Source organism: Micromonospora sp. NPDC003816 (assembly GCF_042874705.1).
Taxonomy (GTDB): domain Bacteria; phylum Actinomycetota; class Actinomycetes; order Mycobacteriales; family Micromonosporaceae; genus Micromonospora.
Map to the genome: position 1 here is coordinate 51,648 of NZ_JBIANP010000014.1, position 25,855 is coordinate 77,502.

Annotated in this window: 26 protein-coding genes; 17 read left to right on the plus strand and 9 right to left on the minus strand. The window is 71.6% G+C overall.

The genetic code is table 11. From position 1 onward, the window contains the following. The first annotated feature begins 2 nt into the window (after positions 1 to 2). The 9 genes from ACFYTT_RS28155 to ACFYTT_RS28195 all read left to right on the plus strand — a co-directional run bounded on the left by ACFYTT_RS28155 (position 3) and on the right by ACFYTT_RS28195 (position 9,098). Positions 3 to 257: a phosphopantetheine-binding protein gene (locus ACFYTT_RS28155; protein WP_387263625.1), complete on the plus strand. Its 255-nt coding sequence runs from the start codon at positions 3 to 5 to the stop codon at positions 255 to 257. Beyond that, a complete protein-coding gene (locus tag ACFYTT_RS28160; protein WP_176095520.1) occupies positions 254 to 1,405 on the plus strand; it encodes an acyl-CoA dehydrogenase family protein in 1,152 nt (383 codons plus the stop codon). The genes ACFYTT_RS28155 and ACFYTT_RS28160 overlap by 4 nt, the downstream gene beginning before the upstream one ends. Beyond that, positions 1,398 to 2,510, plus strand: a complete 1,113-nt coding sequence (locus ACFYTT_RS28165; protein WP_387263628.1) for an acyl-CoA dehydrogenase family protein — start codon at positions 1,398 to 1,400, stop codon at positions 2,508 to 2,510. Before ACFYTT_RS28160 ends, ACFYTT_RS28165 begins: the two co-directional genes overlap by 8 nt. Then, positions 2,507 to 3,169: a 4'-phosphopantetheinyl transferase family protein gene (locus tag ACFYTT_RS28170; RefSeq protein ID WP_387263630.1), complete on the plus strand. Its 663-nt coding sequence runs from the start codon at positions 2,507 to 2,509 to the stop codon at positions 3,167 to 3,169. The genes ACFYTT_RS28165 and ACFYTT_RS28170 overlap by 4 nt, the downstream gene beginning before the upstream one ends. Next, on the plus strand, positions 3,166 to 4,674 hold the full coding sequence (locus ACFYTT_RS28175) for an amino acid adenylation domain-containing protein (RefSeq protein ID WP_387263632.1): 1,509 nt from the start codon (positions 3,166 to 3,168) through the stop codon (positions 4,672 to 4,674). The genes ACFYTT_RS28170 and ACFYTT_RS28175 overlap by 4 nt, the downstream gene beginning before the upstream one ends. Then, positions 4,674 to 5,195, plus strand: a complete 522-nt coding sequence (locus tag ACFYTT_RS28180) for a flavin reductase family protein (protein WP_131052484.1) — start codon at positions 4,674 to 4,676, stop codon at positions 5,193 to 5,195. The genes ACFYTT_RS28175 and ACFYTT_RS28180 overlap by 1 nt, the downstream gene beginning before the upstream one ends. 138 nt (positions 5,196 to 5,333) lie before the next feature. Beyond that, the gene (locus ACFYTT_RS28185) at positions 5,334 to 6,209 is read left to right on the plus strand and encodes an inositol monophosphatase family protein (RefSeq protein ID WP_357218268.1); all 876 of its coding nucleotides are present in this window, start codon (positions 5,334 to 5,336) and stop codon (positions 6,207 to 6,209) included. Next, positions 6,193 to 7,149: a Gfo/Idh/MocA family protein gene (locus ACFYTT_RS28190; RefSeq protein ID WP_387263636.1), complete on the plus strand. Its 957-nt coding sequence runs from the start codon at positions 6,193 to 6,195 to the stop codon at positions 7,147 to 7,149. Before ACFYTT_RS28185 ends, ACFYTT_RS28190 begins: the two co-directional genes overlap by 17 nt. Positions 7,150 to 7,352: 203 nt before the next feature. Then, complete coding sequence (locus ACFYTT_RS28195) at positions 7,353 to 9,098, plus strand: BTAD domain-containing putative transcriptional regulator (protein WP_387263639.1); 1,746 nt, start codon at positions 7,353 to 7,355, stop codon at positions 9,096 to 9,098. Here the strand turns inward: ACFYTT_RS28195 and ACFYTT_RS28200 are convergent. Further along, positions 9,077 to 10,003: an arginase family protein gene (locus ACFYTT_RS28200; RefSeq protein WP_387263642.1), complete on the minus strand. Its 927-nt coding sequence runs from the start codon at positions 10,001 to 10,003 to the stop codon at positions 9,077 to 9,079. The two genes, ACFYTT_RS28195 and ACFYTT_RS28200, sit on opposite strands and share 22 nt — an antisense overlap. 193 nt (positions 10,004 to 10,196) lie before the next feature. Here ACFYTT_RS28200 and ACFYTT_RS28205 point away from each other — a divergent pair, with 193 nt between their 5' ends. The 3 genes from ACFYTT_RS28205 to ACFYTT_RS28215 all read left to right on the plus strand — a co-directional run bounded on the left by ACFYTT_RS28205 (position 10,197) and on the right by ACFYTT_RS28215 (position 16,206). Then, complete coding sequence (locus tag ACFYTT_RS28205) at positions 10,197 to 14,378, plus strand: ExeM/NucH family extracellular endonuclease (protein ID WP_387263645.1); 4,182 nt, start codon at positions 10,197 to 10,199, stop codon at positions 14,376 to 14,378. An 83-nt stretch (positions 14,379 to 14,461) separates the two neighbouring features. Continuing rightward, the gene (locus tag ACFYTT_RS28210) at positions 14,462 to 15,094 is read left to right on the plus strand and encodes a hypothetical protein (RefSeq protein WP_131052490.1); all 633 of its coding nucleotides are present in this window, start codon (positions 14,462 to 14,464) and stop codon (positions 15,092 to 15,094) included. A 68-nt stretch (positions 15,095 to 15,162) separates the two neighbouring features. After that, positions 15,163 to 16,206 carry a WxL protein peptidoglycan domain-containing protein gene (locus tag ACFYTT_RS28215; RefSeq protein ID WP_387263649.1) on the plus strand — a complete coding sequence of 348 codons (1,044 nt, stop codon included), beginning with the start codon at positions 15,163 to 15,165 and terminating at the stop codon, positions 16,204 to 16,206. A 36-nt stretch (positions 16,207 to 16,242) separates the two neighbouring features. Here ACFYTT_RS28215 and ACFYTT_RS28220 read toward each other — a convergent pair whose 3' ends face one another. Together ACFYTT_RS28220 and ACFYTT_RS28225 are read right to left on the minus strand one after the other, a co-directional pair. After that, complete coding sequence (locus ACFYTT_RS28220) at positions 16,243 to 17,697, minus strand: ATP-binding protein (protein WP_387263652.1); 1,455 nt, start codon at positions 17,695 to 17,697, stop codon at positions 16,243 to 16,245. Further along, complete coding sequence (locus ACFYTT_RS28225) at positions 17,694 to 19,352, minus strand: FAD-dependent oxidoreductase (protein WP_387263655.1); 1,659 nt, start codon at positions 19,350 to 19,352, stop codon at positions 17,694 to 17,696. Before ACFYTT_RS28225 ends, ACFYTT_RS28220 begins: the two co-directional genes overlap by 4 nt. A 174-nt stretch (positions 19,353 to 19,526) precedes the next feature. On the opposite strand from ACFYTT_RS28225, the gene ACFYTT_RS28230 reads away from it, so the two are divergent. Together ACFYTT_RS28230 and ACFYTT_RS28235 are read left to right on the plus strand one after the other, a co-directional pair. After that, a complete protein-coding gene (locus ACFYTT_RS28230; RefSeq protein ID WP_387263658.1) occupies positions 19,527 to 19,841 on the plus strand; it encodes a hypothetical protein in 315 nt (104 codons plus the stop codon). Continuing rightward, positions 19,841 to 20,242 (plus strand): hypothetical protein, encoded by a 402-nt coding sequence (locus ACFYTT_RS28235; RefSeq protein WP_387263813.1) that lies wholly within the window; start codon positions 19,841 to 19,843, stop codon positions 20,240 to 20,242. The genes ACFYTT_RS28230 and ACFYTT_RS28235 overlap by 1 nt, the downstream gene beginning before the upstream one ends. Here the strand turns inward: ACFYTT_RS28235 and ACFYTT_RS28240 are convergent. The 3 genes from ACFYTT_RS28240 to ACFYTT_RS28250 are packed head-to-tail and all read right to left on the minus strand — an operon-like array spanning position 20,220 to position 21,496. Continuing rightward, complete coding sequence (locus tag ACFYTT_RS28240) at positions 20,220 to 20,405, minus strand: hypothetical protein (RefSeq protein WP_387263661.1); 186 nt, start codon at positions 20,403 to 20,405, stop codon at positions 20,220 to 20,222. The genes ACFYTT_RS28235 and ACFYTT_RS28240 overlap by 23 nt on opposite strands. Before the next feature lie 50 nt (positions 20,406 to 20,455). Further along, positions 20,456 to 20,662 (minus strand): DUF397 domain-containing protein, encoded by a 207-nt coding sequence (locus ACFYTT_RS28245; protein ID WP_387263664.1) that lies wholly within the window; start codon positions 20,660 to 20,662, stop codon positions 20,456 to 20,458. Between the two features lie 12 nt (positions 20,663 to 20,674). After that, a complete protein-coding gene (locus tag ACFYTT_RS28250) occupies positions 20,675 to 21,496 on the minus strand; it encodes a helix-turn-helix domain-containing protein (RefSeq protein ID WP_387263667.1) in 822 nt (273 codons plus the stop codon). A 506-nt stretch (positions 21,497 to 22,002) separates the two neighbouring features. Here ACFYTT_RS28250 and ACFYTT_RS28255 point away from each other — a divergent pair. After that, positions 22,003 to 22,323: a hypothetical protein gene (locus ACFYTT_RS28255; RefSeq protein ID WP_387263669.1), complete on the plus strand. Its 321-nt coding sequence runs from the start codon at positions 22,003 to 22,005 to the stop codon at positions 22,321 to 22,323. A 9-nt stretch (positions 22,324 to 22,332) separates the two neighbouring features. After that, positions 22,333 to 23,085 carry an alpha/beta fold hydrolase gene (locus ACFYTT_RS28260; RefSeq protein ID WP_387263672.1) on the plus strand — a complete coding sequence of 251 codons (753 nt, stop codon included), beginning with the start codon at positions 22,333 to 22,335 and terminating at the stop codon, positions 23,083 to 23,085. On the opposite strand, the gene ACFYTT_RS28265 is transcribed toward ACFYTT_RS28260, so the two are convergent. Next, the gene (locus tag ACFYTT_RS28265) at positions 23,074 to 23,643 is read right to left on the minus strand and encodes a TetR/AcrR family transcriptional regulator (protein ID WP_387263675.1); all 570 of its coding nucleotides are present in this window, start codon (positions 23,641 to 23,643) and stop codon (positions 23,074 to 23,076) included. The two genes, ACFYTT_RS28260 and ACFYTT_RS28265, sit on opposite strands and share 12 nt — an antisense overlap. A 110-nt stretch (positions 23,644 to 23,753) precedes the next feature. Between ACFYTT_RS28265 and ACFYTT_RS28270 the strand changes: the two genes are divergently transcribed. Then, positions 23,754 to 24,683, plus strand: coding sequence for an SDR family NAD(P)-dependent oxidoreductase (locus ACFYTT_RS28270; protein WP_387263678.1), 930 nt, complete (start codon positions 23,754 to 23,756; stop codon positions 24,681 to 24,683). Here the strand turns inward: ACFYTT_RS28270 and ACFYTT_RS28275 are convergent, their stop codons facing one another. Both ACFYTT_RS28275 and ACFYTT_RS28280 read right to left on the minus strand, forming a co-directional pair. Beyond that, complete coding sequence (locus tag ACFYTT_RS28275) at positions 24,684 to 25,265, minus strand: hypothetical protein (RefSeq protein ID WP_387263681.1); 582 nt, start codon at positions 25,263 to 25,265, stop codon at positions 24,684 to 24,686. 41 nt (positions 25,266 to 25,306) lie between these two features. Next, positions 25,307 to 25,831, minus strand: a complete 525-nt coding sequence (locus tag ACFYTT_RS28280) for an RBBP9/YdeN family alpha/beta hydrolase (RefSeq protein ID WP_387263683.1) — start codon at positions 25,829 to 25,831, stop codon at positions 25,307 to 25,309. Positions 25,832 to 25,855 lie beyond the last annotated feature (24 nt).

Here is a 25,855-nt window from a genome sequence, read left to right on the forward strand (position 1 = left end):
TCATGAACGTCGAATTCACCGAGATGCTCCGGCCGTTCCTCAAGTTCGCCGGCGACAAGGAGATCACCGAGGAGTCCCGCCTGCGTGACCTGGGCCTGGACTCGATGCGGGAGATCGAGCTGCTCTTCGCCATCGAGGACACCTTCGGCGTCGCCGTTCCCGACGACAAGCTGGTCGACTCGACGTTCGCCACGGCGGGCGGGCTGTGGCACGTGGTCGAGCAGTTGCGGACGCCGGTCGGTGGTGGTGCCCGATGACCGGGTACGCCGAGGCGGTGACCACGGTGACCGAGGTCGCCGCCGCGCACGCCGAGGCCGCCGACACCACGGCCACGTTCCCCACCGAGGCGCTGGACGCGATGCGCCGCACCCGACTGCTCGGCCTGCTGGTGCCGACCACCGAGGGCGGACCCGGCGGCACGCTCACCGACATGGTCGACGTCACCGAGGCGTTGGGCCGGGTGGACATGTCGGTGGCGATGGTCTTCACGATGCACTGCCAGCAGGTGGCGGCACTTGCCGCGTACGCCGGGGAGAAGCTGCGCGCCGAGGTGCTGCCGGCGGTGGCGCGGGGCGAGGTGTACCTCGGCTCGGTCACCACGGAGCCGGGCAAGGGGGGCCACCTGCTCACCTCCGAGTCGGGGCTGGAGCAGGACGGGGAGATGCTGCGCATCGACCGGCAGGCCCCGATCGTCACCGGCGGCCCGTACGCGGACGCGTTCCTGATCACCACGCTGGCGCCGCAGGCCGAGTCGGCCACGCAGGTCGACCTGGTCTACGCCGCCCGTGACCAGGTGGAGACCGAGGTGACCGGCGGCTGGCAGCCGTTGGGCATGCGGGCCACCCACAGCGTGCCGATGCGCCTGCGCGGTGCGGTGCCGCAGTGGCAGGTGGTGGGCGAGCACGGCGGGTTCCGCGACATCGCCACCCGGGTGTTCGCACCGCTGGCCCACGTCGGCTGGGCTGCGGCGTGGCTGGGGACGGCGGCCGGCGCGTACTCGCGGGTGCTGCGGCACGCCCGCAGCGAGGCGGGACGGCGTCAGTTCGCTCCGTCGTCGGAGTTGGTGCTGCTGCGCCTGGCCGGGATTCGTACCCGGCTCGACGCCGTGAACGCCCTGCTGCGACACACCGTGTCGGTGGTGGACTCGGCATCCGACATGTCCGCCGCGCCGGTGCAGTCGCTGCTCAACACGCTCAAGATCCGGGCGGCCGAGGAGTCCTTCGCCGCCGTGCACGAGCTGGTCGAACTGGTGGGGCTGCGGCACGGCTACCTCACCGGCTCGCCGTTGGCCGTGGAGCGTGCCTTCCGCGACCTGCGGTCGGCGTCGCTGAACTACGGCAACGACCGGCTGCGGCTGGCCAACGGGGCGCTGGCACTGCGCGATCCGGGGGTGCGTCTTGCCTGAGCCGACAGCCGACTTCACCGCCACGCTGCGTACGGCGCTGGCGGGGGCGGACACCGCCGACGCACGGGCCCTCTGGCGGGCACTGGGCGCCGGCGGTGTCCTCGTCGCCCTCTGTCCCGACGGTGGTACCCAACCGGACCCGCGCCGGCTGGCGACGCTGCTGACCGAACTGGACGCACGCTGCCCGCTCGGCGTGGCCCTGTCGATCTGCGTCCAGGTGGCCACCGTGCTGCCGCTGCTCTCGGAGCCGGCCACCGGGCCAGTCGCCGGACCGGTCGCCGAGACGGTGGCCGACCTGGTGCGCGGCGAGACGACGGTGGCGCTGGCCGTCACCGACGCCGGTGCCTCCGGGTCGGACCTGCTCGACGCCACCACCCGGGCCAAGCTCGGCGACGACGCCGTGACCCTGGACGGCCGCAAGGAATGGATCACCAACGCCACCACCTGCGACGCGGCGCTGGTGCTCGCCCGGCACCGCGAGCCCCGGCACTTCACCAGCTTCTGCTGGCTACTGGTGCCGCGGTCGGCGCCGGGGGTGACGGTCGAGCCCGCCGGGCGCGCCTTCGCCGGGTCCGGAGTGGGACACCTCCGGTTCGACGGCGTGGCCCTGGAACCGAACGCGCTGGTCGGTCGGCCCGGCCGTGCGCTGGCCGGGTTCGCCCGGCAGGTCGGCGTCGAGCGGCTGGCCGGTGCCCTCTGGTCCCGGGCCATCTGCCGCCGGCTGATGACCGGGCTCGGGGACTGGCTGCGGGCCCGGCCCGCCGCCGACGGCACGCTCTGGGACCACCCGGCGGTCCGCGAGCGGTACGCCCGCTGCCTGGTCGCCCTGCGCCAACTCGACGCGTTGTGCGCGCCCCTGCTGGACGGGCCGCCCGGTCCACCGTCGACCGCCACCGGCATGGTGCTCAAGGTGGCCGCCGCCGAGACGGTCGAGACGATCGCCGCCGAGGCGGTGCACCTGCGAGGCGCGGACGCGTTCCGCGACGGCGGCGAGGCCGCGCTGCGTACCGAGGCGGCCATGTTCGGCATCGCCGGTGGTGCCACCGGGACGATGCTGGCCGGGCTCGCCGACCACGCGGACGACCTGCTCGGGAGCAGGCCATGAGCAGCGGGTACCGCCTATCCGGGATGCCGGGGTCGGTGGCGGTCGCACTGCCCGACGGGGTCTTCACCGCCTACGCGCCGATCGGGGACCCGGGGACGCCGGAGGGCCCGGCCGGGGACACCGGTCGGGGGCTGCCACCGTGGCGGGTCACCGAACGGGTCGCCGCACGGCGGCTGCTGACCACGCTGATCGCCGCGGTGGCACCGATCCCCGGGCGCCTCGCGGTGGGCAGCCGTCCGGGCGGGCAGCCGTACCTGCCGGGCCGCCCCGACCTCGAAGTCAGCCTGGCGCACTCCGGGGCGGTCGTCGCGGCGGCGGTGCACACCCGGGGCGGTGCGGTCGGGGTGGACGTGCAGGAGCCGTACCCGGTGGGTGACGCCCTGGTGCGGCGCTGCTGTCCGCAGGGCGTCGCCGCGCTGCTGCGACACGACCGGCCCACCCGCGACGCGGCGGTGGCCCGGATCTGGACGGTGCAGGAGTCCTGCGCCAAGGCCACCGGGCGCGGGCTGGGCATCCGGCCGTGGCGGATCCCGGTCGGCCCGGACCAGGAGCACGGCCGGTGGCGGCACCTGCGCTGGCGGACGCTGCCACCGACCGGCGGTACGCCGTGGAGCTGCGCCTGGGAGCCGATCGACGACAGGAAGGGAGCAACGTCGTGAGTTTGTACCAGTGGTTCCAGCGGAGCGTCACGCGGTCGCCGGAGGAGACGGCGCTGGAGGTGGGCGCGGCGGTGGTGACGTACCGGCAGCTCGACGAGATCGTCGCACACCTGGCCGGACGACTCTGCCACCCGACCGGCCGCCGGCCCGCCGCCGTCGGTCTGCTGGCCGCCCGGAGCCTGCCCGCGTACGCCGGCTATCTGGCCGCACTGCGGGTGGGGGCGGTCGTGGTGCCGCTCAACCCCACCTTCCCGACCTCCCGCAACGTGCAGTTGTGCCGGGGCGGCGGAGTCGAGGTCGTGGTGGTCGACGAGGCGGGTGCCACCGTCTCCGCCGACCTGTCGGCCCGGACCGGTGCCGTGCCGGTACGCCTCGACGACTCCCGGGACGCCGCACCGGTGCCGCCGATCGGGAGCGGACCGGACGACGTGGCGTACACGCTGTTCACCTCCGGCTCGACCGGCCGCCCGAAGGGTGTGCCGATCCGGCACCGCAACGTCGACGCCTACCTCGCGTACTGCCTCGACCGTTACCCGATCGGGCCCGGCGACCGGCTGTCGCAGAACTTCGACCTGACCTTCGACCCCTCGGTCTTCGACATGTTCGTCGCGTGGGGCAGTGGGGCGACGCTCGTCGTGCCGCAGCCCGACGAGGTGCTGACCCCGGTGCGCTTCGTCAACGAGCGGGGAATCACCGGCTGGTTCTCGGTGCCGTCGGTCGTCTCGCTGGCCCGTCGGATGCGGATGCTGTCGCCGGGTGCCATGCCGGGCCTGCGGTACAGCCTCTTCGCCGGCGAACCGCTGACGTGCGAGCAGGCGCGGGCGTGGGCCGAGGCCGCCCCGAACAGTGTGCTGGAGAACCTGTACGGCCCCACCGAGCTGACGGTGACCTGCACCGGTCACCGGTTGCCGGCCGACGTCGCCGACTGGACGGTCACCTCGAACGGGACCGTGCCGATCGGCGAGGTGCACCCGCACCTGGACGCGATCCTGCGGTCCGAGACGGGCGAGATCGTCGGCGACGACGGCGAGCTCTGCGTACGCGGACCGCAGTGCTTCACCGGGTACGTCGACCCGGACCACGACACCGGCCGTTTCGTCGAGCACGACGGGCAGCGGTACTACCGCACCGGTGACCGGGTCCGCCGCGAGGACGGCGTACTGGTCCACCACGGACGCCTCGACGACCAGGTGAAGATGCACGGCTACCGGATCGAGCTGGGCGAGATCGAGATGGTCCTGCGCGGCCACCCGGGTGTGCAGGACGCGGTGGTGCTGGCGCTCGGTTCGGGTGAGCGCACCTGCCTGGAGGCCGTCTACACCGGCACCGGGGGGATCGGCGAGGAGCTGCGGCAGCGCTGTGCCGACCGGCTGCCCGGATACATGGTGCCGAGTCGCATCCACCACGTACCCGCGCTGCCGACGAACGCCAACGGCAAGACCGACCGACGCCGGATAGCCGCCCTGGTCGACACGGCGGCCGGCGAGACGAGAGGAGCGCTGTGATGACCGACGTGTCGCGTCGGGTCGACACCGACCGGGGATTCCGGTCGGTCGCCGGCCGCTTCGCCACAGGGGTGGCGGTGGCCACCGCACGAGGTACGGACGGGCCGGTCGGCATGACCGTCAACTCGTTCACCACCGTGTCGTTGGACCCCCGGATGCTGCTGATCTGCCTCAGGCACGACTGCCGGCTGCTCGGGACGGTCCGCCGGACCGGCCGATTCGCGATCACGGTGCTCGCCGACGACCAACGCGACGAGGCGGCCTGGTTCGCCTCCCGGGGCCGTCCGGCGGGGACCGAGGGCTTCGCGGGCATCCCGCACGACCCGGAACGGACCACCGGCTGTCCGCTGCTCACCGACGGGGTCGCGTACTTCGGCTGTGAGGCGGTGCGTACCGACCCGGCCGGTGACCACATGGTGCTGATGGGTGTCGTCCGGTCGTCGGGCCTGTTGCGCCCGAAGCCGCCACTGCTCTTCGTGGACGGCCACTACGCCCGGGTAGCCGACGGAGTGCGGGCATGAGCGAGCGCAGCGAGCGAATCATCAGGCTCAGCACAAATGCCGGCCCGCAGCGCAGCGGAGGGACGACATGAGCGAGCGCAGCGAGCGAATCATCAGGCTCGGTGGAAATGTCGGCCCGCAGCGCAGCGGAGGGACGACATGAGCGTCGGGGCGGCTCCTACGGATCTGCGGAATCTCAGCGTCCGTGCGGCGCGGGCGGGTGCGGACGCGATCCGCGAGGTGTGCGACCGGGGGGTGCGGTTGTCCTTCAAGGACGGCGCGGCCCAGAACCCGGTCACCAGCGCGGACCACGCCAGCGAGCGGGCGATCCTGGGCCTGATCGCCCGGTCCCGGCCCCAGGACGCGGTACTGGCCGAGGAGTCCGGGTTGACCACCGGATGCTCGGGTCTGCGCTGGATCGTCGACCCGCTCGACGGCACGCTGAACTTCAGCCACGGCCTGAGCCGTTACGCGGTGAGCATCGCCGTGGCGGCGGACCGGGGCGACACCGGTGGGGTCGAGGGGCGTGGCACGGGTGACGGGGGTCGGGTGGTGGCCGCGACGATCCTCCAGCCGGCTACCGGCGCCTGCCTGATACTCGGCGGTGACGAGGTGCGTGACGGTCAGGACGCTCCGGTCACGGTGGACCGTGCCGCGGTGCCGGGGCACGCGCTCGTCGCGTTCGCGGTGCCCAACACGCCCGGTCCGCGCCGTCAGGCGTACCGGCTGTTGAGTCTGGTCGCGCCCCGCGTGGCCGATCTGCGCAACTCGGGCTCGACCGTCTGCGACCTGGCCGCCGTGGCGACCGGCGAGTTGGACGCCTTCGTCAGTTTCGACCCTGCGCCGTGGGACATCGCCGCCGGCACCGCCCTGATCGAGGCGACCGGTGGGACGAGTCGGCGCTGGCACCGGGCGGGCCGTCGCGTCTTCGCCACCGGCGCTCCGGCGGTGGTGGCGGCACTGGCGGACTGGCTGGGCCCGACCGGAGACGACCGTGCCGACGAGGAGGAGTGGCGAGATGACCAGCAGTCCTGATTTCCGACTCGCGTTGGTGGGGGCCGGCCGGATGGGCCGGCACCATCTGCGCGCGCTCACCGGCAACCCGACGGTGGCGGTCACCGCGGTGGTCGACCCGGTGCCGGCGGCCCGCGCCGTGGTCGCCGGCACCGGTCTGCCGGCGTACGCCTCGGTCGAGGATCTGCTCGCCGAGACGACACCCGACGGCCTGCTGGTGACGGCGCCGACCGGCCGACACGGTGCGCTGGTCGCCGCTGCGGCCAAGGCCGGGCTGCCGGTGCTCTGCGAGAAACCGGCCGGGCTGACCGCCGACGACGCGCGGGTGGCGGGCCGGGTGGCGGCCTCGGCCGGTGTTCCGTTCCAGGTGGCCTACTGGCGCCGTTTCGTGCCCGCGCTGCGCGAGCTGCGGGAGCGGATCGCGGCGGGTGAGCTGGGCGAGATCCTGTTCGTGGCGGCGTTGCAGTGGGACGGTGAGCCGCCGGGGGCGGCCTTCCGCACCGGCAGCGGCGGAATCTTCGTCGACATGGGGGTGCACGAGTTCGACCAGGTCCAGTGGTTGACCGGGCAGCGGGTGGTCCGGGTCTGCGGGCAGGCCGCCGGGCCGGTGACCGACCCGGCGGTACGCGGGCACGACGTGGACAGCGCCCAGGCGTTGCTGGGCCTCTCCGGCGGTGCCACCGCGCTCGTCTCGTTGGGACGGCATCACCCGGGCGGCGACATGGCGAGTGTGGAGGTCTTCGGCACCCGTGACCACGTACGCCTGACCTTCCTCGACCCGGCCGACGGTGACGCCACGATGTACGCCGCCCTGGCTCGCCAGGCCGAGGACTTCGTGGACCTGGTACGCACCGGACGCTCCACCGGGGCGGGGACGGCGGATGCGGCGGCGGTGCTCGACGCTGCGTACCAGGCCAGCGCGGCGGTGGCCGTTCGCGGTGGGACAGAGCCCGATCGGTGACTGTTTTCATCATCTGCTGGCCGCGTTAATACTCCCTCCCGGCGGGGACTGCGAAATCGAGGAATTGCTCACCGGCGTTGTCCTGCCGCAGGGAGAGAGAATTTATGCAATTCAATGTGCTCGGCCCATTGACATTAGCGACCAAAGCTGGTCCGCTTCCGATCAACGGGGCGAAACCTCGGTCCCTGCTCTCGATCCTGCTGATGAATCCCGGTCGGACGGTCGCTACCGGTCGCCTCATCGACGGTATCTGGCCGACGTCACCGCCCGCCTCGGCGCTGCACAACGTCCGGACCTACGTCCACCGGCTACGGCAGCTCCTTGAGCAGGTCGGGGACTCGGCCGACCGGCTGGTCCGCGACGGCACCGGCTACCGGTTGCGGGTCGAGGAGGACGAACTCGACCTGCTGCGGTTTCAGCGGTTCGTCGGCCAGGGACACCGGGCGGCCCGGGAGGAGCGCCTGGACATCGCCGTCGACCTGCTCGGCAAGGCCCTCGACCAGTGGCACGGACATCCGTTGGAGGATCTGCCGGATCTCGGCACCGACGTCGCCGCGTGCACCGTGGCACTACAGGAACAACGGCGGGCGGCGGTGACCGAGCTCATCGACGTACGGCTCCGACTGGGACAGCCCGCAGCGGTCATCCCGCAGTTGCGGCGGATGGTGGCCGAGGAGCCGTTCGACGAGCCCCGGCAGGCCCAACTCGTCGTCGCGCTCACGCTCGAAGGCCGGGTCGCGGAGGCGCTCGCCGCCTATCAGGAGGCACGACGGGTGATCGTTGACGAGTTGGGCGTCGATCCGGGTCCCACCCTCCAGGGTGCCCTACAGGTCGCGCTCGACGCGGACTCGGCCGAGGCCCGGCCGCCCGGCGGTTGGTCGGCGGTGATCGCGGGCGGACCGCCCCCGGTCGCTGTCGATCCACCGGCCGGTCGCCGGGCCCTGCCGATGAAGCCGCCCCGGCTGGTCGGACGGGTCGCCGCCGCCCACCAGTTGCGCGCCATCGCGGACACCCTCGGCGCCGACGAGCACGCGGCCGTCGTGCTCGTCACCGGCGCGCCGGGCGTCGGCAAGTCCAGCTTCGCCGTGGCCAACGGCTACGACCTGGCTGACCTCTTTCCCGACGGGCAACTCTTCGTCAGCTTCGACCACGCCGCCGGTACGCCCCGGAGCACCGCCGACCTGATGCGGGAACTGCTCGTCGAACTCGGCGTCGCCCTGACCGACGTGCCCGAGGACGTCCGGGAGCGGGCTGCGGTGCTGCGGTGCACGCTCGCCGATCGGCGACTGCTCCTGATCATCGACGACGTCGACTGCGCCCAGCAGGTACGGCCCCTGCTCCCGGGCGCCGGCCGGAGCCTGGTGCTGATCACCAGTCGACAGCGCCTGCTCGACCTCGACGTGGGGTGGCGGCTGAGTCTCGGGCCCCTGAGCCGGGTCGACGCGGTGCAACTGCTGGCGACCATCGCCGGTGAGCACCGGGTACGCGAACAGCCGGAGGTGTTCGGTCGGATCGCGGCAGCCTGCGACCAGTTGCCGTTGGCGCTGCGGATCGTGGGCAGCCGCATCGCCGACCAGCCCGGCATCGCCCTGCCCAGCTTCACCGAGCAGTTGGAACGGGAGGAGAACCGCCTGGAAGAACTCGCCGTCGGTGACATCTCGGTCCGCCACAGCCTCTCCGGCAGCTACCAGTCACTGACGCCCCAGGCGCGGGCCGCGCTCAACGCGCTGGCCAGCAGCGACCTGTTGATCACGCAGTCCAGCGCCGGGGACATCCTGCACCTGCCCCGACCGCAGGCCAACCGGGTGGTCGAGGACCTCGTGGCGCACAACCTGCTGGTGCCGGTCGACTCGGACGGCACCGGGCAGCGCTTCCACCTGCCCAACCTGCTGCGCATCTTCGCCCGGGAGTGCGCCGCCCCGCCCACTCAGTTCTCCCCGGCCGCCTGACCGGAACCCACCCGGCCGGTGCCGAGCGCATCGGCCAGCACCTCGACGAACCGGGTCAGCACCGCGCCGTCCGGCAGGTGGTCCGGGTTGATCTCGGTGACCGCCAGTCCGGCGAAGCGCGGGCTGCGCACCAGCGTGGCGAGGGTGGTCGACGCCTCGGCCAGCGTGAGTCCGGTCGGTTCCGGCACGTCGGCCAGCGGAGTCTCGACGAAGTCGAGCACGTCGACGTCGAAGTGCACCACGAACGACTCGGCGGCGGCCTCGGCGGCAGCGCACGCCCGTCGTCCCGCCGCGAGCGGATCGGCGTGCACCTCGTCCGCCGGCACGTACGTGATGCCCAGCTCGGCCACCAGGTCGTACTCGTGGTCCCCCGGGGGCAGCGAGTCTCCGTACACGACCACCCGGTCGGGAGTCAGCAGCGGCACGGCACCACCGACGGCGGCGACCTCGGGCCGGGTGCCGGGCAACCCCAGCATGTGTGCCAGACCCATCGCGTCCATGTTCCCGTTCGCCCTGGTCAACGGTGTGTACAGGTCCGGTCCACCGTCCACGTAGACCAGCGCCGCCGGTGCACCGGCCCGGACGTGCCCGGCGACCAGCCCCAGGCTCACCGTGCAGTCACCACCGAGGACGAGCGGCAGTCGGGACCGGCGTACCGCCGCCTCGACCTGCTGCGCGACGTCCGTCGCGACCCGTGCCACCTCGGCCGCGTTCTGGCCGGTACGACGTGCGGGGTCGGGACGCCAGCGGGACGACGGCACGTCACCGAGGTCGTCGACCTCGCAGGTGCGCCGCAGCAGCCGGACCAGACCCGCCTCGCGCAGCGCGGCCGGCGCCTGCTCCACGCCGGGGGTGTGCGCGCCCGCGCTCGACGGTGCACCGATGACGTCCCATGCGGTGGTCATGCCTCATCATCACCCCACCGATGCGTCGCTGCCGGGCACCGGAGTGCCCGCGACGGGTGCGGATCCGGCGATCCGGCAGGCCAGGCCGGTGGTCCGAGCCAACCACTTTCCCGTGTTTAGTACATCTGGTGGCTCCCGCACGGACACCGACGCCGCTTATCCTCCCGAGGTCTAACCCTCGGAGGCCGCGCACATGCAGCGAAGTAGAAGTACACGACTACTCACAATCCCGGGCGTACTGGTCACCGCCGCCGCGCTCACCCTCTCCAGTGGCACCGCCGCGTTCGCCGACCCGGTGCCCACGACGCCGTTCATCAGTGAGATCCACTACGACAACGTCGGCGCGGACGTCGGCGAGGCGATCGAGATCGAGGCGCCGGTCGGCTACGACCTGAGCGGCTGGCAGATCGTCCTCTACAACGGCGCGAACGGTGCGCCGTACAACACCAGGACGCTCAGCGGTGCCGTTCCGACGGCGGGCGTCGTCGTCGCGTCGTACCCGGTCGACGGCATCCAGAACGGTGCGCCCGACGGCGTCGCCCTGGTCAAGCCCGACGGCGGGGTCGCCGAGTTCCTCACCTACGAGGGCACCTTCACCGCGGTCGGCGGGCCGGCGAACGGCCGGACCGGTGTCGACATCGGCGTGGAGGAGACCGGGTCCACCCCGGTCGGCCACTCCCTCCAGAAGATCGACGGCACCTGGCGGCCCCCGGCGCCGCACAGCTTCGGGGTGCGCAACGGCGAATCCGGCCCCGGTCCGGACCCGGACCCGGACCCGCCGCTGGGCTGCACCGTCACGGTCGACCGCACCATCGCCGAGGTCCAGGGCACGGGCGACGCCACGCCGCTGGCCGGCACCCGGGTCACCGTCGAGGGCATCGTCACCGCCGACCACCGCACCGGTGGCTACAACGGCGTGTACGTGCAGACGGCGGGCAGCGGCGGGGAACGCACCGTCGCCGCCGGGACCGCCTCGGACGCGGTCTTCGTCTATCTGACCACGAACACCGCCAACCACCCGTCGGTCGCGATCGGCGACCGGGTCCGGGTCAGCGGCACGCCGAGCGAGTTCAACGGCCTCACCCAGCTCACCATCGCCGCCAAGAGCGACGTCCAGGTCTGTGAGCAGGGCGCACCGCTGCCCACTCCGGTCCCGGTGGAGCTGCCGCTGAGCGACGACGCCCGCGAGTCGGTCGAGTCGATGCTGGTCGCCCCGGTCGGCGCGTACGCCGTCTCCGAGGTCTACAACACCAACCGGTTCGGCGAGGTCGTCCTCACCGCCGGTGACAAGCCCGCCGCCACCCCGACCGACAAGGCCCGGCCTGGCTCGGAGACCGCCCGCCAGATCGCCGCCGACAACAAGGCGCGCCGGCTCCTGGTGGACGACGGCAAGACCACCAACCTGGCCAACGCCGGACTGCTCCCGCCGTACGTCTCCCCGGCCGCCCCGCTGCGGGTCGGCGACTCGGTCGAGGCGTTCGGTCCGTCGGTGCTGTCGTACGCCTTCAACGAGTGGCGTCTGCAGCCGACCCGTCCGGTCGACGCCGACACCCCGCCGGCCGACCGGACCACCTTCAAGTCCACCAACCCGCGTACCGCCGCTCCGGTCAACGTCGGTGGCGACCTGCGGGTGGCCAGCTTCAACGTGCTGAACTACTTCGTCCACTTCGGCGGTGACGCACGCGGTGCCGCGAACGAGGCGGCACTGGTCAAGCAGGAGGCGAAGATCGTCTCGGCGATCAGCGCACTCGGCGCCGACGTGGTCGCACTTCAGGAGATCGAGAACTCGGTCCGCTTCAACACCTCCGACCCGCAGCAGGCGCTCAAGCGGCTGGTCGCCGCTCTGAACACCGAGGACGGCGCGGGCACCTGGGACTACGTCCGCACCCCGACCGAGCTGCCGGGTGCCGCACAGCAGGACGTCATCACCACCGCGATCATCTTCAAGCCGGCCAAGGCCCAGCCGAAGGGTCCGTCGCGTTCGGTGAACGACGAGTCGGTCTGGTTCAACGCCCGCGAGCCGCTGGCGCAGACCTTCACCGCCGGTCCGCTCGACTTCACCGTGGTCGTCAACCACTTCAAGTCCAAGAGTGGCGCCGGCAGCGGTGACAACGCCGACGCCGGGGACGGTCAGGGTGGCTGGAACGGCGACCGGATCCGCCAGGCCACGGCGCTGGCCACCTTCGTCGACCAGGTGAAGGCCGACAGCGGCACCGACAACGTGCTGCTGCTGGGTGACTTCAACTCGTACACGCACGAGGACCCGATGCAGGTCCTCTACGCCAAGCAGTACGGCAACCTCAACGACACCGGTAAGACGAGCTACGTCTTCGGTGGCGAGTCCGGTTCGCTGGACCACGCCCTGGCCTCGCCGTCGCTTGCGGACCGGGTGACCGGCGTGGACGTCTGGCAGACCAACGCGGTCGAGTCGTACGCCTTCCAGTACGACGGTCTGGCCTCGTTCTTCGCGCCGGACCCGTACCGCGCCAGCGACCACAACCCGCTGATCGTCGGGCTCAACACCGGGGCCGCCCCGGTGGACCTGCAACTGCTGACGATCAACGACTTCCACGGTCGGCTGGAGTCACCGGCCACCGTGAACGGTCAGCCGGTCGGCGGTGCCGCCCAGCTCGCCGGTCTGGTCAACCAGTTGCGGGCGCAGAACCCGAACACGGCGTTCGTCTCCGCCGGTGACAACATCGGCGCGTCCACCTTCATCTCGGCGATCGACGACGACAACCCGACGATCGACTTCCTCAACCAGGCCGGGCTGACCGCTTCGGCGGTGGGCAACCACGAGTTCGACCAGGGCATGACCGACCTGACCGACCGGGTGATGGAGCGGGCCGACTTCCCGATCCTGGGCGCCAACGTGTACCGGGGCGACACCCGGGCGCTGCCGGCGTACTCGGTCAGCAGCATCGGTGGGATCAAGGTCGGCTTCATCGGCGTGGTCACCGAGCAGACCGCGTCGCTGGTCAGCCCGGACGGCATCGCCGGCCTGACCTTCCGCGACCCGGCTGCCGAGGCGAACCTGGTCGCCGCCCAGCTCAAGGACGGCAACCCGGACAACGGCGAGGCGGACGTGGTGGTGCTGCTCACGCACGAGGGCGCCGCCACGGAGAACATCGACTCCCCCGAGGCCCTGGCGAACGACCCGGTCTTCGGCAAGTTCACCCGGGTCGACGCCACCATCGACGCCATCTTCAGCGGTCACACCCACCAGCCGTACGCCTTCGAGGTCCCGGTCCCGGGCACCGACAAGCTGCGTCCGGTGGTCCAGGCCGAGGACTACGGCAAGCGACTGGGCAAGGTCACGCTGACCTTCGACCCGCAGTCGGGTTCGGTCACCGCCGCCGACGCGTCGCTCGTCGACGTGGTCGGTGCGCCGCAGGACCCGGCGGTGGCCGAGATCGTCGCCGCCGCCAAGGTCAAGGCCCAGGAGCTGGGTCAGCGCAAGCTCGGTGAGATCACCGCCGACATCCGGCGGGCCTACACCGACGGCAACGAGGACCGGGGCAAGGAGTCGGCGCTGGGCAACTTCATCGCCGACGTGCAGCTCGCCGGCACCGCCGACGCCGGCCGGGGCGGGGCGCAGATCGCGTTCATGAACCCGGGCGGTCTGCGGGCCGACCTGCTGTACCGGACCGACGGCACGGTGAGCTACTCCGACGCCTTCTCGGTCCAGCCGTTCTCCAACGACGTGGTCACCAAGTCCTACACCGGTGCCGAGATCAAGCAGGTGCTGGAGCAGCAGTGGCAGCCGGCGGGCGCGTCCCGTCCGGTGCTGTGGCTGGGTGTGTCGAAGGGCTTCAGCTACACCTACGACCCGGCCGCCGCGCAGGGCTCACGGATCACCTCGATACAGCTCGACGGCGCGCCGATCGACCCGACCGGCACCTACCGGGTGACGGTGAACTCGTTCCTCGCCTCCGGCGGGGACAACTTCACCACCCTCGGTGGCGGCACCGACCGGGCCACCACCGGCGACAACGACCTCACCATGCTGGTGAACTACCTCGCCGCCAACTCGCCGGTCACCGCGGACACCACGCCGCGCTCGACCGTCGGGCAGGGCGACCCGGACTGGGACGTCACGGTGCAGGCCCGCAGCCAGTGCGTCGGCACCAACGCGTACGTCTCGGTCAGCGCCCAGAACGCCGACGACGTGGCACTGACCATCGAACTGGTCACCCCGCACGGCTCGCGCACGGTCACCGATGTGGCTCCGGGCAAGACCGCCTACCAGGCGTTCAACACCCGGGCCAAGACGGTGGCGGCCGGCACCTCGACGGTCAAGGTCACCGGTACCGTCAACGGCCAGCCCGTCACCACCCGGGTAGAGGCGCCGTTCCCCGCGCTCACCTGCGGTTAGTTCGTCTCGCGGTGGCGGTGCCTCCGGGTGCCGCCACCGCACCATCCCCGTTCGACAGACATGAGCACCAAACGGAGCATCGAATGCACACAAGGAACCACAAGCGCCTGATCGCGGCCACTGCCGCCGGTGCGCTGCTGGCCGGGTCGGTGGCGCTGGCGTCGCCGGCCCTCGCCGAGCCGGTCGACAGCACCGACGTCCGCGTCACCGTCGACATCGAAGAGGTCAAGGAACCGGGCGTGCTCGCCCTCTCGGTCGCCGGCAACTCGGTGGCGCTCTCCGAGGACGGCTCGACCCTGCTGGTCCGCCAGTTCGTCGGCACCCTGCCGACGGTCACCGTCACCGACACCCGGACCGCCGACGAGGTGCCGGAGGGCTCCGCCTGGGCGGTGCTGGGCAGCGCCACCAACTTCGTCGGCAGCAGCGGCCAGGACCCGATCAGCGCCGGACACCTGGGCTGGAAGCCGCGCCTGGTGGACGGCGGCGACAGCGGCCTGGTCAGCGAGGGCGAAGAGGTCGTCACCGTGCTGGACGAGCCGACCCAGCCGGGCAACAACGTGGGTCTGGTCGACCAGGAGCTGCTGATCTCGACGTTCGACTCGGGCGCGGTCACCGGTGACGCGTACTCCGTCAACGCCGGGCTGTTCCTGCGGACCCCGGCTGATGTGGCCGCCGGGTCGTACACCTCGACGCTGACCCTCTCCCTGTTCGAGTAGTGCCCTGGTCGGGGAGCCGCCTCGGGCGGCTCCCCCGGCCGCACCCCTACCGCCGAAGGGATCCCGCCATGTTCCGAACCTCGCCACCGCGAGCGCTGTCGCGGCTGCTCGCCGTGCTGGCCGTGGTGCTCGTCGCCACGCCGATCGCGCCGGCCGGTGCGATGGCGGAGCCGACCACCCCGACCGTCACCTGGGCGGTCCAGCCGGCCGACCGCAGCGGTCCGGACGGGCGGCGGTGGATCGAGCACACCCTCGACCCCGGTCAGGTCATGACCGAACACCTGGCGGTCCGCAACTTCAGCGACTCCTCGGTGGTCTTCTCCCTCAAGGCGGCTGACGGCTACCTCACCGACAAGGGCCGCTTCAACATGCTGCCCTCGAACGAGACCTCGGTGGACGGCGGCACCTGGATCGACGTGCAGGAGCAGGTCACCGTCGGCGCCAAGCAGACCAAGGTGGTCCCCTTCACCATCACCGTGCCGGAGAACGCCACCCCGGGCGACCACCCGGCGGGTATCGCGGCGACCGTCACCAGCACCGGCGGCACGGTCGCCGTGGAGAGCCGGGTCGGCTTCCGGGTGATGATGCGCGCCAGCGGCACGATCACCGCCAGCCTGGCCGTCGACGGGCTCAGCGCCACCTACACGCCCTCGTGGAACCCGTTCTCCGGCGGCACGGTCGAGGTCAGCTACACCGCCACCAACAACGGCAACGTCACGGTGACCGGCGGTGGCGACGTGGCCGTCCGCGAACTGTTCGGCCTGACCGGCCGGGAGACCCCGACCGAGGTCGACGAGATCCTGCCGGGCGGCCAGAAGACGTTCGACGCCCGCGTCGACGGCGTGTGGGGGCTGGGCCGGATACGGACCACCGTCGACCTCACCCCCGCCGTGCAGGGCGGCGACGCCACCGGCGCCGTGATCCGCCCCGCCTCGGCCACCGTCACCACGTGGAGCGTCCCGTGGGCGCAGCTCGTGCTCCTGCTGGTCGTCGGCGTACTCGTCGTCGCCGTTCGGACCGTGCTCCGGCGCCGTCGGCAGCGACTCGCGAACCTGCTCGCCACCGCTCGGGAAGAGGGCCGTGCCGAGGGCCGCAAGGCCACCGTCGGTTGACCGGCCACCCGGCGCCCGCCTCGGCGGGGTGCCGGGTCAGCCGGTCGGCGGCTGGGCCAGGTCGGTCGGCAGCAACACCCGGAAGACCGTGTCGCCCGGCGTGCTCGTCACCCGGATGTCGCCGTGGTGCTTGTTGACCACGATCCGGTACGAGATGTCCAGCCCCAGACCGGTGCCCTCGCCGACCGGCTTGGTGGTGAAGAACGGCTCGAAGATGCGCGGTCGGATCTCCGCCGCGATACCCGGTCCGGTGTCCGCGATGTCGACGGCCAACTGGTCGTTGACCAGGGCGGTGCGGACGGTCAACGTGCCGCTGTCGGGCATCGCGCCGAGGGCGTTGTCGATGAGGTTGCTCCACACCTGGTTCAGCTCGGCCGCGTACGCGGGAATGGCCGGCAGGCTCCGGTCGTACTCCCGGACCACCCGCACCCCGGCCGGGACCTTCGCCTTGAACATCACCAGCGTGGCGTCGAGCAGCTCGTGCACGTCCACCACCTGGTAGGGCGCGCGGTCGAGCTGGGAGTACTGCTTGGCGGCGCCGACCAGCGTGGAGATCCGGATGGCGGCGTCGGCGATCTCCGCCATCAGCAGCTCGGTCTCCACGGCGTAGGTCAGCCAGCGCACCGCCGCCTCGACGTCCTCCGGCCCCACCGCCGCCTGGACCCGCTCCAGCCAGTCGACGTCCAGCCCGGCGCTGACCAGCGTCTCCGCCAACTGCCAGCCGGAGGTGAAGCCCTGCTCGTCGAACCAGTCGGTCAGCGCGTCCTCGGCGTCGCTGGCGGCCAGGGCGGACAGCGGCGCGGCCTTCGCCACCCGTTCGACCGCCTCCTCTTGGAGGCCGACGAGGGCGTGCAGCCGTCGGCCGTCGATCCGGCCGTCGGCGATCAACGCCAGTTTGTGCCGCATCGCGGCGATCCGCTCGCGCAGGCTGGAGGTGGCCCGCACCGCCGCGCTCGCCGGATTGTTCAGCTCGTGGGTCAGCCCGGCCGACAGCGAACCGAGGGCCAGCAGCCGCTCCCGCTCACCGACCAGCGTCTGGGTGTCCCGCATGCCGATGAACATGCCGTCCAGCAGGTGCATCGCCATCGGGAACCAGGACCGCACCGCGTGCGCGAACTGCTCCGCCGGGAGCACGAAGAACTCCGAGTCGGTCAACGCCCACATGCTGTTGCGATACTGCCGGGCGTCGCCCACGTACGCCTGGGTGGCACCGCCGTACGCGCCGCGCTGCGAGGTGCGGCTGATCTCCACCTCGTCGCCGTGCACCGTGCGGCAGAGGCGTACCGTGCCGTCGAGCAGGACGAAGAAGCACTCGGCCGGGTCGCTCTCCCCATAGACAAGCTCACCGCCGGCCCGCCGCTCGACCCGCCCCTGACTGGCCAGGAACGCCAACTGCTCGGCGTCGAGCGACTCGAACAGGAACAGCGTCCGCAGCTCGTCCTCGGTCAGCCGCTGCGGCTCCGCTCCGGCTGTCGGTCCGTCGGTGGTCATTGCGCCTCCAGGTAACGGTGCACCAGGGATACCGCCATCGCGCCCTCGCCGACGGCCGAGGCCACCCGCTTCACCGACGCCGCGCGCACGTCACCGGCGGCGAAGACGCCCGGCACGCTCGCCTCCAGGTGGTACGGGTCGCGCGGCAGCGACCAGCCGGCCGGCCGCCGTCCGGCGGCGACCAGGTCCGGCCCGGTCACCACGAAGCCCCGGTCGTCGCGGACCACCGTGCCGTCCAGCCAGCCGGTACGCGGTTCCGCGCCGATGAAGACGAACAGCCAGGAGGTGTCCACGTCCCGCTGCTCGCCGGTGCGGGTGTCGCGCAACGTCAGTTGTTGCAGGTGTTCGTCGCCGGCGGCGGAGACCACCTCGGTGTGCGGGTGCACGGTCACCTGCTCGATGCGGCCGAGCTGCTCGATCAGGTACTGCGACATCGAGGCGGTCAGGTCGGCGCCCCGGATCAGCAGGTGCACCCGCTGCGCGTACCGGGAGAAGTAGACCGCCGCCTGCCCCGCCGAGTTGGCCCCGCCGACGATGTAGACGTCCGCGCCGACGCAGCTCGGCGCCTCGCTGGACGCCGACCCGTAGAACACCCCCCGGCCGGTGAACTCGTCCAGGCCGGGTGCCGCCAGCATCCGGTACGACACGCCGGTGGCCAGCACCACCGAGTGCGCGGCCAGGCTCTGACCGTCACTGAACCGCAGCACCCGCGCCGAGCCGGCCTCGTCCAGGCCGACCACCTCACGGGTGCTGAGCAGCTCCGCGCCGAACTTGAGCGCCTGACGACGGGCCCGGTCGGTGAGCTGCGCGCCGGAGACACCGTCGGGGAAGCCGAGGTAGTTCTCGATCCGGCTGCTCTGCCCGGCCTGTCCACCGGTGGCCAGCCGCTCCACCAGCACGGTCCGCAGCCCCTCGGAGGCGCCGTACACCGCCGCGCCCAGCCCGGCCGGACCGCCACCGACCACGATCAGGTCGTAGAAATCGGCCGTCGGGGTGACGTTCAGACCGATCAGCCCGGCCAGCTCCGCCTCCGCCGGGGCCACCAGCGTCTTGCCGTCGCCGGTGACCACCAGCGGTACGTCGGCCTCGGTCACCCCCGCCGCCGCGAGCAGCCGCACCCCCTCGGGGTCGTCGACCAGCAGCCAGCGGTACGGCACCAGGTTGCGGGCGAGGAAGTCACGGATCGCGAAGGACTCGGCGGACCACCGGTGCCCGACCACGCGGATCTCGGTGGCCGCCGCGATCGGGCTCGCCGACCAGGCGTCCAGGAGCGAGTCGACCACCGGATAGAGCTTTTCCTCCGGCGGGTGCCAGGGCTTGAGCAGGTAGTGGTCGAGGTCGACCAGGTTGATCGCGTCGATCGCCGCGCCGGTGTCCGCGTAGGCGGTCAGCAGCACCCGGCGGGCCGCCGGGAACAGGTCCATCGCCGCTTCCAGGAACTCGATCCCGGTCATCTCTGGCATCCGGTAGTCGGCCAGCAGCAGGGCCACCTGTTCACCGCGCAGTTTGATCTCCCGTAGCGCCTCCAGCGCCTCCGGGCCGGCGTTGGCGCGCACCACCCGGTACCGGTCGCCGTAGCGACGCCGCAGGTCCCGGGCGACGGCCCGGGAGACCGCCGGGTCGTCGTCGACGGAGAGAATCACCGGGTTCGCCATGGGCCAATGAAAGCACGGCGGTGTTCCACCTCGGTTGCCCGCGAAACGCCCGCTGACGGTGGACGCTCAGGCGTCGAGCGTCCCGTCATTGACGCCCTGTACGCAGGGCAGGGGCTGTGAACTTGCCCCCGTGTTGCTGGCACGAGGAAGGTGCTACCGAAGTACGCTGACGGTATGACCACGGTGAAGAAGCTGTCGATCTCCGTCCCTCAGGATGTGGCTGAGACGTTGGAGCAGCAGGGTCCGGGCAAGGCGAGCGCCTACGTGACCGGGGCCGTGCGCGCCCAGAGGGCGTGGGAGCAGTTCCGTGACGAGCAGGTTCGCCGTGGGGTGGCGCTGACCTCGGAGGGCATGGCCGCCGCCCGCGCGCGCCGGTACGCGGTGCAGGCCGAGTGGCCTGCGGAGCGATTCGCGGCGGTCCGCGAGCGGGTCCGCCAGCACATGGAGCAGGAGCAGGCCGGCGGGGACCAGTCGGCGTCGGCCGCGTGATCCCCGAGGACGAACTGCCCCCGGTCACGCTCGTGCTGGACCGCTCGGCGCTGCTGGCGTACGTAGCAGGGTCGATCCACGCCGTGGAGCCATTAGGCGAGGTCATCACCGACCGGCAGCGTTTCGGTGTCACCGCCGTCACCGTGGCTGAGGCCTTGAAGCTGGTGACCGACTCGAAGGACCGGAAAGACCTCCACACACTGCTGGCGATGGATGCCTGCGCGGTGCTGCCCACGTGGGGCGAGGACTGGTGGGAGCTGTCGTACTGGCTGGGGGTGACCAGTCGGGTCGACCTGGCAACGACGGTGCTGGCATCGCTGGAGCACGGGGCACAGATCCTGACCGGGGAGGGTCACCGCTACGGCGAGGGCCTGCCGATCAACCACATGCCGAACCAGTGACCGGGGTGCCAGCCCCGAGGCCAGCGTCACAGGCCACATTGATCTCCGACAGCGCCTCCGGGCCGGTGTTCGCGCGCACCACCCGATACCGGTCGCCGTAGCGACGCCGCAGGTCGCGGGCGACGGCCCGCGACACCGCCGGTTCGTCGTCGACGGAAAGCACGGCGGTGTTCCACCTCGGTTGCCCGCGGAACGACCATCGACGGTGGACGCTCAGGCGTCGAGCGTCCCGCCCTTGACGCCCTGGACGAAGCCGATCCACTGGTCGGTCGTGAAGGACAGCAGGGGGCCCTGCCGGTCCTTGCTGTCGCGGACCCCGACCACGCCGGGTAGGTTGCCTGCCACCTCGACGCACGCACCACCGTTGCTATCGCTGCGGGTGGATTTCCGCCACACCGCGTTAGTGAGGTCCGGGGTCATCATGGTCAACCTCTATTTGATCTCGTCTGCGATCCGTAGGATGAGCTTGCGGGACTCTACCGGCCCGAGGGCTGCCGCCTGGAGGCGATCCCATAGCCGAGTGTATGCCCGGACGGCTTCAGGACTGTCAAGGTAGTCGGCGTCAGTGAAGGTTTCGACGTAGATAACGTCGGATGCCTCCCCGAACCGCAGGACGATGAAGTTGTACGACGAGGCTACGTACGTGGGGGCGTTGAGCGGAAAGACTTGCAGCGTCACGTTCTTACGGCGGCTGACCTCCGCGAGGTGGAGGAGCTGTTCTCGCATCGTCGTCCGGTCACCGAGGTTACGTCGTAGCGCCGACTCGCTGAGGATCAGACTCAGCTCCGGCCCGTCCTCGCGATCGATGACCGTCTGCCGTTCGAGCCGGACGGCGATCTGTCGATCTACGTCGTCACCGTCGATCATCGCCCGAATGTAGGACTCAACCTGCAAGATGCCGGGGATGACCTCGGGCTGATACCAGCGGATCTCTGCCGCATCGGCTTCAAGGTCGAGGTACTGCCGGAACCAGTCGGGCACCACGTTGCGGTAGCCACTCCACCGCCCGCGCTGCCGACCTGCCCGCGCAAGGTCGCGCAATGGCTCGGCTTCGTCGCCGGTCACGCCGTAGAAGTCGAGTAGCAGTTTGAGATCGGTGAGGCGGATGCCGGACTGACCCAGCTCCAACCGGCTGATCTTGCTCGATGAAGAGTCGATCACCTCAGCGGCTTCATCTTGCGTCCTGCCCGCTGCCTCGCGCGCTCTGCGCAGCTCGTTGCCGAGTCGCCGTCGCTGGATCGTCGGATTGACCATCGCCTGAGTATGGCCGACCTGACAGCGCGTGACATGAGACATCGCTCTGTGTTCCCAAATCGTGACTCCGTCCGTACGATCAATTTAGACTTCCAAATTAGAGGACCATTCTGATCTTGCGGGAGCGGACATGTCCAAGCACATGACCTACGCCGAGTACGTGTTAGCTCTGGCCGAGGACCTGGCGCGCAAGCACAGGCCGGTGTGGTCGCTGCGCCGGGCAAGGCGCGTGTGCCTGTGCGGGTCGCCCCTGCCCTGCCGCGTGAAGCAGCGCGTCTTGATCAACCGGGGGCACTGGCGATGACGGAGCACCTACCGGTTCGGCCGACCTGGGTCTGTCTCCGCTGCGAGGCACCCTGGCCGTGCGCTATCAGCCGAACGGAGCTGGTCGACGAGTACGGCGCAGCACGCACCTGCCTGACCCTTTACCTGAGTTCGTACATGCTGTCAGCCGCCGAGGATCTGAGCTGGGTGCCCACGGAAAGCCTCCGCCGGAGGTTCCTCGGATGGCTGACCTGACCACACCCCGCGCCGGTGACCTGCTCCGTGTGGGACGTGAAGCGAGCGTCCAGTTCCGACAGCCGATTCTGTTCCGCGTGATCCGGGTCCTGGACTGGACCACGTACGACGGGTGGATCTGGTTGGAGGGCTACCAGCTCAACGGCCGAGGAGATGCGGTCGACCGCCGAGCCATCTTCGTCCAACCGGCCGGACTCCGGACCGCACCGGCACCCGTGGCGGTCCGGCGATCGGGGCGGAAGAGGGTTTCCTCCAAGCGCTGCGGCGCGGCCTCCGCAGGGACAGCGGACCCGGGAACGCCGCCGTAGGCTTCCGCCATGCTGGCGTACCGGTCGGTGGACATGGGGTGGGGTCGGCTGGCGTACCGCAGCATCGAGGGCGGGCCAGGCACGGAGGCCGCGCCGCCGATGGTGCTGGTGCACGGCGGCGGGGGCGACGGGACCACCTGGGACGCGCTGGCACCGACGTTCGCCCGGCACCGCACCGTCCACCTGCCCGATCTGCGGGGGATGGGACGCAGCGACCAGGTCGGGCCGTATTCGCTCACCGTGCTGCGTGATGACGTGCTGGCGTTTCTCGACCGGCTGGCCCTGGAACGGGTGGTCCTGGTCGGGCATTCGTTGGGTGCCGCTGTGGCGCTGCTGGCCGCCGAGCGGGATCCGGAGCGGGTGTTCGCCCTGGTGCTTGAGGAGTGCCCGCCGCCGGTGCCGCTCGGGATCATCGTTCCCACCGACCTGCCGGACAGTGCGCCGTACTACGACCGGGAGATCAGACCCTCGGTGCTGGCAGAGTTGAATGCTCCCGACCCGGCCCGCTGGTCGGCGTTGGCCAGCCTCTCGGTGCCCACGCTGGTGGTGGCCGGTGGGCCGGGCAGCTACCTGCCGCAGGAGCCGATGGCCCGGATGGCCGAGAGCCTCCCCGCCAGCCGCCTGGTGACCATCCCGACCGACCACCACGTCCACGCGCAGGCACCCGACACCTTCGTCAGCACGGTCGAGTCCTTCCTCGCCGACCCGCCCACGGCCGACGCCGACCCGCCCACGGCCCGCGCCGAGCCGTCAGGCGCGTAGTCCCCGGAGCAGGATCTCGACGTACCGGTCCCGGTCGGTGTCGCCGCTGACCGTGACCGCGTGCTGGAGGCCGCAGAACAGCGCCCGCAGGTCGTCGGCGGTGATCTCCGGGCGGATGGCACCGGCGGCGCGGGCGCGGTGCAGCAGTTTGTCCACCGCTGTGGTCAGCGCCCGGCCCAGCTCCCTGGTCTCCGGGCGGGCGGGCTCCGGCTCGGCCAGGACGGCGGCGAGCGCCGGGTCACCGAGCTGGTGATCGAGTGCGACCCGGAGCAGCCGGGCCATCTCGGCGACGACGTCCGGCCCGGCGGCGGCCTGTTCGGCCGCGTCGACGAGTTGGGTGAACCGGTCGGCGGCCAACGCCTCCAGCAGGGCCTGCCGGCTGGGGAAGTGCCGATAGACGGTGCCGACGCCGACCCCGGCCGCCTTGGCGATCGCGTTCATCGGCAGCTCCACGTCACCGGCGGCCAGCCGTTCCCGGGCTGCGCGCAGCATCCGGGCACGCACCCGGGCCGAGTCCGCACGCAGGGGCTCGGCGTTCGTCGGCGGGTCGGTGGACACAGCACGAGGATAATCCATCCGCACACCAGCGGATTACTTATCCGCTCCGTGCTACGGTCGACACCACCGCAGCGGATAGTTCATCCGCTGCGATCGACCGGAGGTGCCTCATGCCCGTTTCCTGGACGTTCGACGACATCCCCGACCAGCGCGGCCGGACGGCGGTCGTCACCGGGGCCAGCAGTGGTCTCGGCCTGGTCGCCGCCGGGCAGCTCGCCGCCCGGGGCGCGACGGTCGTCATGGCCGTACGCGACCCCGCCAAGGCCGAGCAGGCCCGCGCCGGCATCGCCGGTGACCTGGTGGTACGCCGACTCGACCTGGCCGATCTCGACTCGGTCCGCGAGTTCGCCGCCGAACTGCGCGCCGAGGGCCGACAGGTCGACCTGCTGCTCAACAACGCCGGGATCGCCAAGCCGGGACACGAGCGGTCCGCCCAGGGGTACGAGAGCGTGTTCGCCACCAACCACCTGGGCCATTTCGCCCTGACCGGCCTGCTGCTCGACCTCTTCCGGCCGGATCGGGACCCGAGGGTGGTCACCGTCGGCTCCGGTTTCTATCGACTGCTGCGCGGCGGACCCGACCTGCACGACCTGACCGGGCAACCGGCCGCCGCCGAGCCCGTGCCGTACATCCGGTCGAAGCAGGCCAACGCCCTGTTCGGCGTCGAACTCGACCGTCGACTGCGCCGCGCGGGCAGCCCGGTGCGCAGCCTCCTCGCCCACCCCGGCATGGCCCGCACCCCGATGAACCGCCGGTACGACAACGCCGGGGAATGGGCGGTGACCCGGATCGGCGGTCTGCTGCTGGCCCGCAGCTCCGAGAGCGGCACCGTCCCGCTCCTCTACGCCGCCACCGCCCCGACCGCCGAGACCGGCGTCTTCCACGGCCCGCCACTGTTCCGGTGGGGTAACCGGGTGCACAGCCGCCCGGTCGTCGCCCCCGCCGACGACCCGGCCCTGGCCGCACGGCTCTGGCAGGTCTCCGAGGAGGCCACCGGCGTGCACTACCTGGAGGCACCGACCGTGGCCACGCCGCACTGATCAGCCAGCCGTCTCCAGGGCGGCGCGGAACACCACCGTGACGCTGAACGTGGTGCCGTCGACCTGGTACGCGTAGCACCCCGGCCCGCCGACCGTGGTGGTCGCGGGCAGGTCGTTCTCCGGACGGACCAGCAGGGCGTGGTGCCCGCCGTCGCGCGGCTCCCCGAGGTAGGCGAACTCCGCACCGGCCGGGCCGGGCCCGTCGATCCGGGCCGCCCGCACCAGCACCGGCCCGGCATAGCCGGAGCCGATCCACCGGACCTTCTTCGTGTACGTGCCGTCCTGTTGCCGGTCCATGGCGCGCAACTCCAGTACGCCGCTCCGGAAGTAGTCGGCGACCGGATAGAGCGGACCGGGGCCGAGCACCCGGCTGGCCTGGTCGGGGTGGGGCCAGGGCTGCGGCTCGGTGACCGGGCAAGCGTCCCCGGGTGCCACGGTGGGCAGCCGGAGCGGCGGGGCGGCGAACTCCGTCGGCGCCGATGTGGTGGCGACCTGCCCCGACGGGCTCGGACTCGGGGTGCCGTCGCAGGCCGTCACCGTCGACAGCAGCGCGGCGACCAGCACCCAGCCCATTCTCACCACCCTCGCATTATCGACCGGACGCGATGGATGCGCAGCCCCGCTCAGCCGAGCCGGGCGATCAGCCGCTCCGCTTCGGGCCAGGGGCCGAATCCGGCCGCGCTGTCGAGGTGTCCGACCTCGCCCGCGTCGACCAGTTCCGCGCCCCAGTCCTCGGCGTACTCGGTGAACTGGGCGAAGGTGGTGTACGGGTCGGTCCGGCTGGCGACCAGGACGGTCGGGAACGGCAACCGGGTGCGGGGCACGATCCAGGGCAGGTCCCCCGGCTCGTCCGGCTCGTACCCGTCGATGACCGGCGGGGTGACCAGCAGGGCGCCGACGACCGGACCGGTGTGCGCGGCCGCCCACACGACGGTGCTGACGCATCCGGCGCTGTGCGCGACGAGCACGGCCGGCTCGGTCGAGGCGTGCACGGCCTCGTGCAGCGCCGCCACCCGGTCCCGCAGGACCAGCGGCGGACCGGGCGGCTCGGGCGCCCACCGGTAGTCCGGGTGCCGGCCGGCGAGCCAGTTCATCCAGTGCTCGGGGCGCGGCGTTCCCCGTCCGGGCACGAGCAGGTGTCGAGTCACCCGGCCGACGGTAATCGCACGCAC